This is a genomic window from Bacillus sp. L_1B0_5, assembly GCF_000836715.1.
Lineage (GTDB): Bacteria > Bacillota > Bacilli > Bacillales > Bacillaceae_G > Bacillus_A > Bacillus_A thuringiensis_S.
Map to the genome: position 1 here is coordinate 1 of NZ_JXIS01000080.1, position 14,139 is coordinate 14,139.

Below are 14,139 nucleotides of genomic sequence, written 5' to 3' on the forward strand. Positions count from 1 at the left end.
GTTTGTCCATTATTTGCACCAGAACCCTTTTATGTTATAATATAATACTCAGCCAATATTTATACTATACAACGACGTCTAAAATAGTAACTGAAAAACCCATCCCTATTCTATATAGATATGGGTTTTTCTACTTATGGTTTATCATATAAAACCCAACATGAAGCGGAGAGATTGGTACTATGTATCCTAAGTTTTTTGATAAAATGGCCTTTTCAAAAGAGCATAAAGATTTATTAATTCAGTTGTATAATAAAGAAATTACAAGAAATGAGTATAATCGTGTATTAAACAATTTATATGAGACAAAGCCTAAGGTAAATGAAAATAAGAAACAAGATAAAGTGCTGGGTTCTGTTACAAAGTTTTTTTAACAGATAAAAATTTAGTATGATTACAGGTTACACTTTTTTCACAAGTCTTATCCCGATTTGAAATATGAAAGTAAGACTTCTAAAATGTTATGTCTTAGAAGTCTTACTTTCATATATGGGTCTTGCAATATTATCTTTCTTGTCCTTCTGTTTGATTCGCTTGGAACTCCATATTCATCGCAATACTATCTCCCTGGAACATATTTTGATCCGTACCATTGTCTTCAAAGGTAAATTTCATCCAAAACCAATCCGTTTTTCCAGATTTTAATCCACCTGTTTCTGCCCATTTTGACAGGAATATTTTTTGAGAAGCAACTTCTGGATGTTGTGATTTTAATTCTGCCAAGGTTGTTTCATATACAGGACTTTTCTCTGGATCCCAATCCCACAGAAACTGTACTTTAATGTGTTTACCAAAATCTTCAACACCATTATCTTTTTTAAAATCGTTCACAGTATAATCAACCTTCATCACGATATCTTTGATATCCAACGTACCACTATTTTTTATATTAAATTTTTTTAATATTTTATCCCCTGGTTTTAAATTGTCTAGATTAAGAGATGTGGTAGGCTGCATAGCAAAATCTAATGTTCCAGCAGCAAATTTATTATTTGTGACCTCTTGATCACTAAAATATGCATAGGTTCCCCCACCAATCAAAGATAAACCAAGAGCGGCTGAAACCACTCCAGCACCTAATTTCTTTTTTAATGACATTTTTTGTGCCTCCCATATAATTTTTTTCCCTAATCATCAACAAGGGCCCCTTAATACAGATATATCATAAAATGTAAAAATTTTATATTAAAATCAAAAAAATCGTATTGAGAAAATTAAGTTACTGCCTATCTTCAATAAATGAAAATGAACAAGAAAGTCTTAGCCCTCCCTATGAACGAGTAGAAAATAGAGATAATTCAATTATGTACCGATTTGGAGCGTCTCCTATCTAGTCAAAAGGATAACAAGTTGTTCCTGTTAATGTGGGCTCACGTTTTTCTGCAATAACTGTTCGATTTTATGAATCTGTTACCCAATGCTTTTTAATTTTATATGTATAAGGATTGTAAATTGGTTAAATATAGTCCCTCAAAATTACCTTCTCCTAAAAAAGAAAATTCTCATGCAACAATAGAGAAAGTAAACATCTGTTTAAAAAGATATACCTTTACAAACAGGAAAAGAACATCTAGGAAACATTGAATCATCAAGTTTATAAAGGTGGCTAAGATTATTTTATAAACGTTTATTTTTATCGAAGACCTTTATAAACTAAAGTGATATAATTGTGGTAACAAATGTAAGGAGCATGTTAAATATGGCAAATATTTATGGATATATACGTGTAAGTACAAAAGATCAAAATGAACAACGTCAATTACATAAGATGATGGAAAGAGGAGTGGAAGCTCGGCGTATTTTTGTCGACAAAGCAAGCGGACGACATTTTGATCGTCCGCAATATCAATTGCTGAGAAAAGTATTGAGTCAAGGTGATATTGTCTATGTAGATGCTTTAGATCGTATGGGGCGTAATTATGATGAAGTAATTTCAGAGTGGAAATACATAACAAGAGAATTACAAGCTGATATTATTGTTTTAGAAAATGAAACTTTATTCGATAGCCGTAAGTTCCGTGAAATGGGTGACATGGGTCGGTTGATGGAAGATCAATTTTTATCTTTGCTTTCCTATGTTGCAGATCAAGAGCGTAAAAAAATTCATCAGCGACAAGCGGAAGGGATTGCGGTAGCCAAATCTCAAGGAAAACATTTAGGTCGTCCTCAATGTAACCTTTCAACATTAAATCAAAAGCAAATACTTATAATAGAAGAAACGTATCCTAAATGGAAAAATAGAGAAATAACTGGAGTTCAATTTATGACAATATTAGAACTAAAGAAAAATACTTTTTACAAAATAATCAAGGAATATGAAAGTACACTAAATCAAGACCAGCTATAAGCTGGTTATTTTTTATTCCAATAGGTAGTTAAGCTCCTAGAACCCTTTCAATATAGAAACGAATCCTCTAACGTACAGGAAATCGGCTGAATATGTCTAAACGTACAATTTTCTTTTTTGATATGGTGCCCCTTTTATGAAATCTTAAATTGATGGATGCGTAAGGGCTCCCCTTGTAGTATTGTCTAAAAATTATTTTCAGATAATGATAAAATCGAATGTAAGCCTTAGTATATTTTTTTACCTCATGTCCTTAAAAAAGGTTGGTAATATCAATATAAGGCACACAAAGTTCATCAGCTTAATGTCCATAGTTGTGTCTGCTAGTTTCCATTTTCTAGCATCTATTCTGGAAGTACGATCGTTTTTATCATATATACTGCCCGTTGCAATATAAGCCTTTAGTAGATATGCTTCTATTAATTTTCACTTTCTGTAGTATTTGGGACAACTGATATTGTTACACTACCTTTATCCGTTCCAATAATAATAGTACCTGATCCTGGTTTGCTTCGCTTAAATAAAACTACAAACTCACGATTGAGTTCCACCTCTTCATCTAAAAATACTAAGGTATATTGATTATTGAATGTTCCGTCGCGAAGTTTTCTAATTGTAAATCAAAATATTATACTGTTAAAATTCCTATTTACATATAAATATTTTTCAAATATAAAATAAACATCATTTTAAATATTGTTTATCTAAGACTAGGAGTATTAAAATTATCTACAGGAAGGTATATTAAAACATTTAAAAATCACTCGAGAGGTTGGATCTAATGAAAAAGAATAGCACAATTATTATAATATTTCTCCTTTTATATTTATTTATAAGTGGCATAGGTGATGTTATAAATGGAAAAACAGGAATGTATGATTATATATGGATCGTTGTAGTTGCATTTGCCATAGTATACAGTTTACACACTTTGTATTCTTTATATAGTAATAAAGGGAAATAACTCCGAAAAATCCCGATATAAAAATATATGCAAATATGCATAATGTATTGTTTTTCATTTATATAAATCGTACAATTCAAATGCAATTATAAATTGGATTGTAAAAACATAAATGGAAAGAGGTAACGAAAATGGAATTTGATGTTTTATTTGAGATTGCGAAAAATTTTAATCTTCCTGAAAGTACAGCAACTAAGGTGTACAATGCAGTAAATAATGGAGCAGATGCATGGGCAGTAGCTTCTATCATCATTGCTGCAACAGGGCCTTTCTCAATTGGAGTAGGTGCAGTTTATTTGTTAATTAAGAATCAAATGAAGAAAACTGCTGCTTCAGTTGCTATTGCTTGGTAATTAACTTTTAAAAAATAAGACTGTCTCCTTTCTTGAGATGGTCTTATTTTTTGTTAAAATTCATAATTTGGGCAATTGCGGTATAATTGCCTTTTTCTGTATTATATTTTTAAAAGGAGTTCTTAAATGGAGAAACTAAGTAATATATTTACACTTATATTTATGCAACATATTTTACATTTTCGTTGGCTTGTATCTCGTTATAATCCATATTTAATTTTAAATAAAAGGATGGTTCTTCAAGTCATCATTACAATTTCAATCTCGCTATCTCTTGTTTTTTATTTTACATTTTTATCTATCTTTCATTTTATTCAAATGAGTGGCATTACACTATCACTAAGTTTAATTAAAAAGATGTATGCTATTTTTTATATTTTGTTATTTATTTCTTTAGTAAGAGGTTCTTTTAACGATGTGTATCTTCGTGCATTTTTTTCTCATGATATTCAACTCTTAAGACTAAGAAATCTGAATACTTTTAATATCCAATTTGCTAAGCTAGTAGATACCTATTTCTTAAATATAATAATGTTTGTACTACCTTTACAGATTGGTATTTTTTACTCAATGATAAAGGTTTCAGGCTTAAAAATACCTTTTTATAGTTTTTGTACTATTTTTGGCGTATTAATTTTTGCACTTCTTTGTAGAATGACACTATTATTAGTGACATACATTTTTGGAAAAGGAAATTCTAATTCTTCATTAGTTACTCATAGTTTAATTTTTGTCTTTAAGTTATTAATTGCTGGGTTTATAACTTTTATAGTAGTAAGGTATTTCTTTGATAAACATCTACTCAATGTTTGGATTAATGTATTAAATCATTCGGATTATTTTATTAATGTTTTTGATTACTGGTATCTATGGTTACCTTTATTAACTATAATCCTATTTCTTTTAAATGTATTTATATTACGTAAATATCAAAATCGTTTTAATATATATAAAATAAAAGATGCACAAATTGAGAATAAAGAAAAAGGTTCAATACTTATTAATATATTTATGTCTGAAAAAATTCATTCCAAAATTTTTAATGTCTTTTTTAAAGACTTACTTTTATTAATTAGAGGGGAAAATTTATCTTTAGGCTTTATCAAGGGAGGACTTATTGCCTCAGCTTGTTCTTTAGGGGTGATAACTGCCTTCTCTATGAATTTTTCACAAGATCATCATCAAGGTATTTTTATAATAATAGTTTTATTTCATCAGATAGTTTTATCTGGTTTATTATCAGCAAAGGTTGGAAAATTATCTAGTATTGATCTAGAAAAAAGTTGGATCATTCTGTATCAGTCTCGGCTAAAAAATCCATATTTTATTTATGTGGCTAAATTTTATTTGCATTTTCTAACGATATTCCCGATCATTCTTTTTTCTACTTGTATTTTATTATTCTTTATAAAAGTATCATTCTTCTTAATATTATGCTTCTTGTTAAGTGCTTTATGTATTTGTATAACATTAACTCTAAGTTTTATTTTAGGAAGTGCTTGTTTTCCTAATTTTAGTTGGGAAAGTAAAGATAAAGTTAATACTTCGGTTCTCGGACATTTAATAGAAAATTTATTTATACGTTCATATGAAGTAATAAATGTTGCTTTTATAGGAACAAAAGCAGCATTTTTATATGCTGAAAAAATATCGCTACAAGATTTTCTATTCAGTTATATACAAGTCATTTTAGTTACTACATTAATTTGGAGCTTTATTATTCTAATTATTTTAAAAGCCCCTTTATGGAAAGGATGGAAAATCAAATGATAATTACGAAAGACTTAATATACAAATATGAAAATACAGAGACAGATACGTTGAAATCTATTTCATTATCTCTAAAGGAGGGAGAAATTATTGGGTTATTAGGACATAATGGCGCAGGGAAAACCACTTTATTAGAGTGTTTAAGTGGTATTCGACAAGTAACAAGTGGAGACATAAATATTGATAATACAGATAATAACAAATATAAAAATGTAAGTTACATACCTAATGATTTGTACTTATATAATATGTTAACCATTCAGGAAACATTAATCTTTATGGGACGACTTTATTCGATGAGTACTAAAGAAATACTTGAAAAAGTGGAGCCCTTGTTAAAATTATTTTCATTGGAGAACAAACAAAATGAATATATAAAAAATTTATCTTATGGTATGAAACAAAAAGTAGCTCTTATATTAGGTATACTTGATTCCCCTAAATATTTGTTACTAGATGAGCCAATGAATGGTTACGATGCCTTGTCCACTAAAACTACAAAGGATTTTTTGGTGAATTTTTCTAAACGAAATTCAGCAGGTGTTTTGTTATCCTCTCATCGATTAGACATTGTAGAAGATATTTGTGATCGTGTTTATGTAATTAATCAAGGGAATGTAATTTTTGAAGGACTAGTATCGACTTTAAAGAATGATCGTTCTTTTGAAGATGCTTTAATAGGTATAGTTCAAGGTGAAGAGATAAATGAAGAGAAATAATAAAAAAAGCAATGTTGATATTAAATGTAGTAAAAAGTGGATATCTAAACAGCATTTTTGGAAATTATTTTTTTCTTCAGCATGTATTTATGTGTCCGCATTTATTTTAGGGCTAATATTATCAAAATATATTGGAGTCGAAGCAGGGAAAACTGTAGGTGCACAAAGTAGTGCAATTGATTATATAACTCATAATTTGAAAAGTGCCGTTTTTGTGGCTAGTGGATTAATCACTTTATCATTAAGTACAATATATTATTTGTTTTTAAATGGATTTTTCCTTGGCGCAACACTTGTTGCAGTCGGTGATTTTCACTCATATGGTGTAGCGATTGCAAGCATTTTAGTACATGGTATCTTTGAACTTCCAGCTATTATTCTAGTAGGTGGTATAGGCTTATATCCTGTATGTATTATCTATTATTTATTAAGAAACAAAAAAATAAATATTAGGGTACACTTAAGAAATTGTGTTTTTATGGCTGTTATGTCTATTAGCCTATTTATAATTGCAGCTGTCTTAGAAGCATATGTTTCCCCAATAATTATTAATTGGGTAAGTTAATCGTGTATTTATAAGGTTTTTTTGGGTTTTGTGGAAAATGAGATTAACTTTATCCGCTTTCATTCCAACTATTAGATATGCTTAAAGGAGAATATATTTATGAAAATTTATAGTTTTATTCATATTTTCTTCTCTCCCAAAAAGGTATTGGAAGAGAATATAAAAAAATATGATTTGATATTACCTGTTATTGTAATAGGATTATGTTCAGCAATTCTAGCGGTTCTATCAGTATTAACATTACCTAATATTAATACTGAGGGTGAGTTACAATATTTAAAAACGATAATGTTAATTTTCGCAGTATTTTTAGGGGTAATTTCACCATTACTAGGTGTAGTTATAAACTCCCTTATTAATTATATTTTGTTAACAATTGTTGATTCCTATGTTGAATTTAGGAAATTAATGATTATTGGTTTTTATGCATATATGCCTGTATTAGTGGACTCATTGCTAAAATTAATTGTTTCAATAAATATAGGTAAAATATTTCCCTATTCACCAACCTCTATTGCAATATTATCGTCGAACCATAATTCATTATTTTCTATGATAGCGAATAGCTTTAGTATTTGTGGGGTTTGGAGCTTGTTTATTTATGCCTTAGGAGTATTTTTAGCTGTAAAAGAAAGTAATTACAATAAAAGAAAGAAAGCAGTAGTTATAATTGTATGTACAAATATAATTTTCACATTACTGGTAAGTATAGTATTTTCTCATTCTTAATATAAGCAGTTTACAATGGTGCTAGGCAATTTAATAGGAAAAAGGGGTGACTTATTTTTTAAGGTTGCCCCTTTTTATTCAATTAGTCATAAAAAATAACCAGTATTTTTAGTGAATTTTAGAAAAGAGGACATTTATGTTAGTGAAAAAGATTCATAGTAAAAGAAACACAAAGAAGTGGATTAGTATTGGAGTTATTGCACTAATCATCATCGTGGCGGCCATCAATATTTCTCTGATGAAAGGTAAGGAAAAGGGTGATGAGAAATCAGATGTTGTTAGGCTTGAGGAAGTAACAGAACGCAAATTAAATAATACGAAGTTAATTTCGGGACAAATAAAACCAGGAAATATCGAAAGCTTCTACGCAGATCAAGCAAAAGGAAAAGTGAAGGATATTGAAGTGAAAGAAGGACAAGAGGTAGAAAAAGGAGCGAAATTATTCTCTTATGATAATGAAGAAATTAATTTACAGATGAAGCAAGTTGAGCTTGATCAGAAGATGGCTGATATGCGTTATGATCAAGGGAAAAAGAAGATTGATTCATTGAAGAAAGAAATTAAGAAAGCAAAAGATAGCGGAGCTGGGAAAGAAGTAACAGATCCGATGGAAGAGCAAGTAAACGAGTTAGAGATAGGACAAAAAACAATTGACCTTGAGAAAGAAAAAGGAAAGTTGCAGAAAGAAGAGTTAAGTAAGAAGCAGAAAGAACTTACGATTTATAGTAATTTTGCTGGTGTTGTTCAAAAGTTAGATAAAGATGCGGCACAAAGTTCATCTCAAGCGTTAGGTGGTCAAGGAAAGGCGTTTTTACAAGTTGCTTCTAAAGATCCGTTCCAAATACAAGGGACGTTAACTGAGCTTCAGAAGTCACAAATTCAAAAGGATCAAACATTCACTGTAACTGCGAAAGCAAACAATAAGAAGAAGTGGACAGGTAAGATTACAGAAGTAAGTGAGTTCCCAACGAGTGCAGAAATGGCTCAAGCGGGTGGTATGGCTGAAGGAACACAAAATATGTCTCAATATACATATAAAGCAAGTCTTGATAGTCAAGATGGTTTATCTCCAGGTTATCACGTTTCATTGCAAGTAAATTTAGAGAATAAGAAGATGATTACTGTTCCGACTAAGAGCATTGTAGAAAAAGATGATGACACATTTGTTTATATCGAAGAGAAAGGAAAGCTTCGTAAGCAAAATGTGAAAAAAGGTTCTACTGATGGAGACTGGACAGAGATTGTTGAAGGCGTAACAGTGGGGCAAAAGGTGGTTAAAAATCCTTCCGATAACGTGTATGACGGAATGGAAGTGAAAGAGAAATGATTACGCTAAATAATATTGCTAAAACATATTATCAAGGGAAATTGGCAGTGCCGATTTTACATGGTATTAGTTTAACGATTCAAAGCGGTGAATTTGTTTCTATTATGGGACCGTCTGGTTCTGGTAAATCAACGCTTATGAATATTATCGGTTGTTTGGATCGTCCAACAGAAGGTGAATATATGTTGGATGATGTGAATATCTTAACAGCAGACGAGTCAAAACTAGCTTTAATTCGTAATGAATATATCGGTTTCGTATTCCAGCACTTTAATTTATTACCGCGTCTTTCGGCAGTGGAAAACGTTGAACTTCCGCTCGTATATGGTGGTGTGAAGAAGGCAGAGCGCCGCAAGCGTGCTTTAGAGGCGTTAGGTAAGGTCGGATTAGCTGATCGTGTGCATCATTTACCGAATGAATTATCAGGTGGACAGAAGCAGCGTGTAGCGATTGCTAGGGCGATTACGAATAACCCAACGTTCATTATGGCCGATGAGCCAACTGGTGCACTTGATACAAAGTCTGGTGAGCAAGTTATGGATATTTTCACGAAGCTTAATGCAGAAGGTACGACAATTGTTATGGTTACGCATGAAGAGGAAGTAGCGGCTTATTCGTCTCGTCGGATTGTTTTGCGAGATGGGAAAATTACAGAAGATAGAAGGTGTGCAGTATGAGTTTACTAGATAGTATGAAAATTGCCTTATCTTCTATATTAGCTCATAAACTGCGTTCAGCTCTTACGATGCTCGGTATTATTATCGGTGTAGGTTCAATTATTACTGTAGTAGCGATTGGCCAAGGCGGAGAAGCCGCCTTAAAATCACAATTTGTTGGATCAGGGAATCAAACAGTTCCCATTCATTATAGTCCTGATATAAATGATTCTTTTGGTATGGATATGCCTGAAGCACCAAAAATAACAGAAGAAGATATTTTTGAACTCAAGAAGATTCCAGAGATTTCACATATCGTAACAACAAATTCAAGTATGGAATCTCTTGATATTGAAGATAAAAAAGAGATGGTGAATATTACAGGATTAGACAATGAGTATTTCACGGTGAATAAAGTGAAAGTACTCAAAGGACGTTCGCTGCAAGAATCAGATGTGGATCAAGGTAATAATGTTGTCATGATTAGTAAACAAATGGAAGATAAGGTGTTTAAAGATGTGAATCCAGTCGGTAAAATCATTGAAATGAAAGGTCAACCGATGCAAATTATTGGTGTCTATCAATCAGATAATGAGTTTATGGGAATGGGATCCTCAGAAGCACTCATTCCAATCTCATTATGGCCGACACTGTATGGAAAAGATGAAATTCAAAATATTTCTGTTCAAGCAAAAAATGTAGATAATTTAGAGAAGGCAGGTAAAAAAGCCGCAGATGTTTTAAACAGTCGTAAACCGAGAGATGCAACTGGTAAATACGAAGTCATGAATTTAAAAGAGATTCAAGAAGGTATTTCGAGAATGACAAATATTATGACAATGATTATCAGTGGTATCGCTGGTATTTCGTTAATTGTTGGTGGTATTGGTGTTATGAACATCATGCTTGTATCTGTAACAGAGCGTACACGTGAAATTGGTGTACGTAAAGCACTTGGCGCAACCCGTAGTAAAATTTTATTACAATTCTTAATTGAAGCAGTTATGTTAACGCTTCTTGGCGGTTTAATTGGTATTGGTCTTGGATATGGCGGGGCATATATCGTTTCCACATTTGCGAAATGGCCACCGCTTGTTTCATGGGAAGTTGTTGTAGGGGGCTTACTGTTCTCAATGACACTTGGTATTATTTTCGGATTAATTCCAGCGAATAAAGCTGCAAAATTAGATCCAATTGAAGCACTTCGCTACGAATAGTTTACTAGTGTAGTAGAGATAAATATCTCTACTACACATACATATTGTTCGAGTGAATTGTTTGTAACATCCTTTAAGAGGATTATATAAATAGAAGGAGGCGCTATAATGGAAGCGAATATGAATACACAAGATGTAAGTGTGAAAAAGCCATCATTATTTGGAATGATTACATCTCCTGGAGTACAATTTGAAAGAATGAAAACAAACAAGAAAGTTTGGGGTATGTTCCTCTTTGTAGCACTGTTACAAGGACTACTAGGTGGTTTAAGTGCGTATGTTATACATACCTCACCCGAGATGCTTAAAATGAAAAAAGAATTAGGTGAACTGGCTGGACAAAGTTCACTTACATCAGAAGTTATTTCTGGAATTGGATCAAGCTTTGCTGGTGCAATGATTGGAACACTATTTATAGCAGCTATTTATAAAATATTTATGATGTTCTTTGGTAATGATACACCTTATAAAACTTTATTGAATATTGTAGTTTATACAAACATTGTCCTTATTATTGGTGGACTTGTTAATACAATTTTAAGTCTAATCTTTGGTACTGGAATGACTCAATATACGAGTTTAGGGTTACTATTTAAGGAGGGTACATTTGCATATGGAATTGGTAATACGATTGAAATATTCTATGTATGGAATTTAGTTTTAATTTGGCTTGGATTACACATTACAGCTGGATTAAGTAAGGTAAAAGCATCAATTCCAATTATTGTTCTATTCATTATTAAAGCAGTATTCTTAGCGGCAATTTTGGTATTAATAGCGAAATTTTTACCTGGGATGCCGTTATAATGAGATAGAATTAGAAAAAGAGTTCATTAAAGAACTCTTTTCTTATTTTCTGTTGTAAACTTTTTGATAAATGTAACTATATTTTTAAAATGAGATTTACAAAATGTATCTTTTGTAAATCTCATTTTATTCTATCTCTACTTTCAACTAGTATTGGAACTAATGTACAATTATAGTATTCGCAATAATTTGAAATCAATTTATTTTAGTTAAAAAGAGGTGTTTTAATGGCTATGCAGCGTGCTATAAATCAAAATGGTGAAGATTCCTATATTTGGATAGTCGAAAAAGGAGATGGCAATACATATTTCTGTCCACATTGTAAAGCACAAGTCAATCCTAGAAAAGGGGATGAGAGGATTCATCATTTTGCGCATGTACCAGGTAGCTCTTGTGCTTTTAGTGGCACTGGTGAATCTAAAAAACATGTAGATATGAAAGAGAACTTTTTTAAACACTTAAAAAAATATCGACCGGAACTTAAAGTTGATATGGAAGCAATCCTTATTCCAGGAAGACGAGCTGATATGGTTATCTATGAAAATGATCAACCATTTGTGGTCGAATTCCAAGCATCAAAAATAGAACGTGAAGAGTTAATAGCCCGGACAAAAGACTATAGTAAAGCAAACATTCCTGTACTATGGATTTTTCATATCAGCCGAGTGAAACTTGATGATTTCAAGAAAAATCAAACCGGACGTATTTCCAATGAACTAGTATATTTAAATAACGCTGATTCACTTTATATTTTAAACGACAAGGGTTTTATACAAAAATGCTCTTTAAGAAAGAAAGCGAATCGACAAGAAACATTTTATATAAATTTTTATAATGCACAAAGAATTTTCAAATTCAATAAAGTGGTTATGAATCCACCAGATAAACAAACCTTGTATTTATGCCAACTTGAAAAAGATTCCATACAAAGTGAAAAATTTTATTATTATGGTTATTTATTTAAGACGAATATAAACAGCCTTCCTAATTACTATAATGTAAAGCTAGAATTGGAGCGCTTTATTAAAAATGGGAATCTATACATATATGACAATAAAGATCACAACAATGAAGGCGTATACATGTTTAATTGCTTTATTCGTTTAGAAGACTCTTTTGAAAATAGGTATCATTTAAATGATGGGATTTGTTATTTATTTCAAAACCCTTTAACCACAGATGAGATTATAAATTTACAACAAGTACAGCTTTCTAAAAAAAACCTCTCTGACAAAACGAAAGAAGACAATTCAGCATATCGTGCAAAAGAAATTACTATTGAACCAACTAAGACACCAAGAATAAACGGGGACAATATTTATTGTCCTTATCCTCAGAAAAAAAATATTCAACAAAAAAAAGGTAATTCCAAAGCGCAAAATGTTAAAGCACCATATTTAGTAAAGAAAAAAGATGTACCTAAGTTGACTATTTCAAACGAAGTGAACAAAACTAGTACACTACAACAAATAGCAGCAACTACCAATGAAACAGATGAAAATCTAAATAAAAAGATACAGACCTCTAAATATCATACTTTGCAAAATAATCCTATAAAAAATAGATATAGTGAAACCAAACATCAAAATAAGAAATTAACTATTTTTCAAAAGTTGAAAAACCTTATAAATAATCTTTTTAAATAAATATACAATTGTTATATTCTCCTTTTTCGGAGGATGGGCAAAACCAAATATAAAAAACGGAGGTAATCTATGAGTAATGTTCAAAATTATGAAGACCAAGAAACATATTTTTTTCATGATACAACCTCATCTGATTTTGCAAACCTCTATCGTTATCGGGTACGCTCTCCTTTAGTTGAGGATTGCATTGAAGGTGGTATAATAAATGATGTAGAAATTATATCTTTTACTCTGGATAATGAACGGTATAATTTTACTAGATATTATCTAACATCTTTAATTAAATTTGCCTTTAATATTCAAAGACGATTAGGATATGAAGAGACATATTATATGCCAGTTGAATATGGACAGAATATTTATCGGCGAGATTACTTTGAAGATACATTAGCTCTGGCCAATTCGATTTCTGATGATATGTTTTATGAAGCAATTGATGACATTCAGAATATATATACTCATACCCAATACATGCTAAAAGTATGTAACCTAATAGAAGAAGGAGGATTTGTACGAGTTTATCGTTCTTTAAATACTATCGAATTAGCACAAGTCCTTCGACAAATAGAAATAGGTGGTTTAAATAACCCGGAATTTACATTCGAAATTGATACAAATATTCTGCTATCTGGCCAGTACTTTCATAGTAAATTAGATGCAGTTTATGGCCATAAATTGATAAAAGTTTGCTTCAAGGTACCAGTCGAAGATATTATTATGTATCCAGATTTTATATTAACGAAATATGCTAAAAGAGCTTTTCCAGCTAACAGCTTAAAATGCGAAAATGAGATTTTGTTTGTAAATAGACATCCTAGGGGAAAAATGACATTTAAAACTAAAGATATATATCACATAAACAAAGAGGCTTGTTATGAAAGTATTAAAAAGTTGAATCAAAATAATGGACACTTGGACATTGCTACTAAACAATATACAAGTCATTATAGGTATATAAATGATGCTACATATTATTTAATGATGGATGCTCAATTTTTAATATTAAACAGCCAATTACAAGATACGCTAGCAAAGTTAA

The 14,139-nt window shown here is 31.0% G+C and carries 15 protein-coding genes and 1 pseudogene; 13 read left to right on the forward strand and 3 right to left on the reverse strand.

From position 1 onward, the window contains the following. The first annotated feature begins 182 nt into the window (after positions 1–182). Positions 183–374, forward strand: a complete 192-nt coding sequence (locus RT27_RS23370) for a hypothetical protein (protein WP_000283265.1) — start codon at positions 183–185, stop codon at positions 372–374. 130 nt (positions 375–504) lie between these two features. Here the strand turns inward: RT27_RS23370 and RT27_RS23375 are convergent, their stop codons facing one another. Next, complete coding sequence (locus tag RT27_RS23375) at positions 505–1,098, reverse strand: TasA family protein (protein ID WP_000053706.1); 594 nt, start codon at positions 1,096–1,098, stop codon at positions 505–507. Between the two features lie 232 nt (positions 1,099–1,330). Continuing rightward, a pseudogene (locus RT27_RS35860) lies at positions 1,331–1,441 on the reverse strand (class D sortase); the annotation flags it as partial. Positions 1,442–1,699: 258 nt separating this feature from the next. Here RT27_RS35860 and RT27_RS23380 point away from each other — a divergent pair. Next, entirely contained in the window at positions 1,700–2,347 is a 648-nt protein-coding gene (locus tag RT27_RS23380) for a recombinase family protein (RefSeq protein ID WP_043937687.1), read from the forward strand. 419 nt (positions 2,348–2,766) lie between these two features. Here RT27_RS23380 and RT27_RS36140 read toward each other — a convergent pair whose 3' ends face one another. Beyond that, positions 2,767–2,898 (reverse strand): hypothetical protein, encoded by a 132-nt coding sequence (locus tag RT27_RS36140; protein ID WP_269429677.1) that lies wholly within the window; start codon positions 2,896–2,898, stop codon positions 2,767–2,769. Positions 2,899–3,442: 544 nt separating this feature from the next. Here RT27_RS36140 and RT27_RS23390 point away from each other — a divergent pair. The 11 genes from RT27_RS23390 to RT27_RS23440 form a co-directional block, all read left to right on the forward strand. Next, positions 3,443–3,664, forward strand: coding sequence for a circular bacteriocin, circularin A/uberolysin family (locus RT27_RS23390; RefSeq protein WP_043937689.1), 222 nt, complete (start codon positions 3,443–3,445; stop codon positions 3,662–3,664). 126 nt (positions 3,665–3,790) lie between these two features. Further along, entirely contained in the window at positions 3,791–5,434 is a 1,644-nt protein-coding gene (locus RT27_RS23395; RefSeq protein ID WP_043937690.1) for a hypothetical protein, read from the forward strand. After that, entirely contained in the window at positions 5,431–6,153 is a 723-nt protein-coding gene (locus tag RT27_RS23400) for an ABC transporter ATP-binding protein (protein WP_043937691.1), read from the forward strand. Before RT27_RS23395 ends, RT27_RS23400 begins: the two co-directional genes overlap by 4 nt. Beyond that, positions 6,140–6,718, forward strand: coding sequence for a stage II sporulation protein M (locus RT27_RS23405; RefSeq protein ID WP_043937692.1), 579 nt, complete (start codon positions 6,140–6,142; stop codon positions 6,716–6,718). The genes RT27_RS23400 and RT27_RS23405 overlap by 14 nt, the downstream gene beginning before the upstream one ends. 99 nt (positions 6,719–6,817) lie before the next feature. Next, positions 6,818–7,447 carry a YIP1 family protein gene (locus RT27_RS23410; RefSeq protein WP_043937693.1) on the forward strand — a complete coding sequence of 210 codons (630 nt, stop codon included), beginning with the start codon at positions 6,818–6,820 and terminating at the stop codon, positions 7,445–7,447. Between the two features lie 136 nt (positions 7,448–7,583). Beyond that, the gene (locus RT27_RS23415; RefSeq protein WP_043937694.1) at positions 7,584–8,774 is read left to right on the forward strand and encodes a biotin/lipoyl-binding protein; all 1,191 of its coding nucleotides are present in this window, start codon (positions 7,584–7,586) and stop codon (positions 8,772–8,774) included. Beyond that, entirely contained in the window at positions 8,771–9,451 is a 681-nt protein-coding gene (locus RT27_RS23420) for an ABC transporter ATP-binding protein (protein WP_043937695.1), read from the forward strand. Before RT27_RS23415 ends, RT27_RS23420 begins: the two co-directional genes overlap by 4 nt. Beyond that, positions 9,448–10,647 (forward strand): ABC transporter permease, encoded by a 1,200-nt coding sequence (locus RT27_RS23425; RefSeq protein WP_043937696.1) that lies wholly within the window; start codon positions 9,448–9,450, stop codon positions 10,645–10,647. Before RT27_RS23420 ends, RT27_RS23425 begins: the two co-directional genes overlap by 4 nt. Positions 10,648–10,755: 108 nt before the next feature. Continuing rightward, a complete protein-coding gene (locus tag RT27_RS23430; protein ID WP_043937697.1) occupies positions 10,756–11,454 on the forward strand; it encodes a Yip1 family protein in 699 nt (232 codons plus the stop codon). A gap of 227 nt (positions 11,455–11,681) precedes the next feature. Continuing rightward, complete coding sequence (locus tag RT27_RS23435; protein ID WP_043937698.1) at positions 11,682–13,100, forward strand: competence protein CoiA family protein; 1,419 nt, start codon at positions 11,682–11,684, stop codon at positions 13,098–13,100. A 69-nt stretch (positions 13,101–13,169) separates the two neighbouring features. Next, a partial coding sequence (locus tag RT27_RS23440) for a hypothetical protein (RefSeq protein WP_043937699.1) occupies positions 13,170–14,139 on the forward strand: 970 nt, incomplete at its 3' end.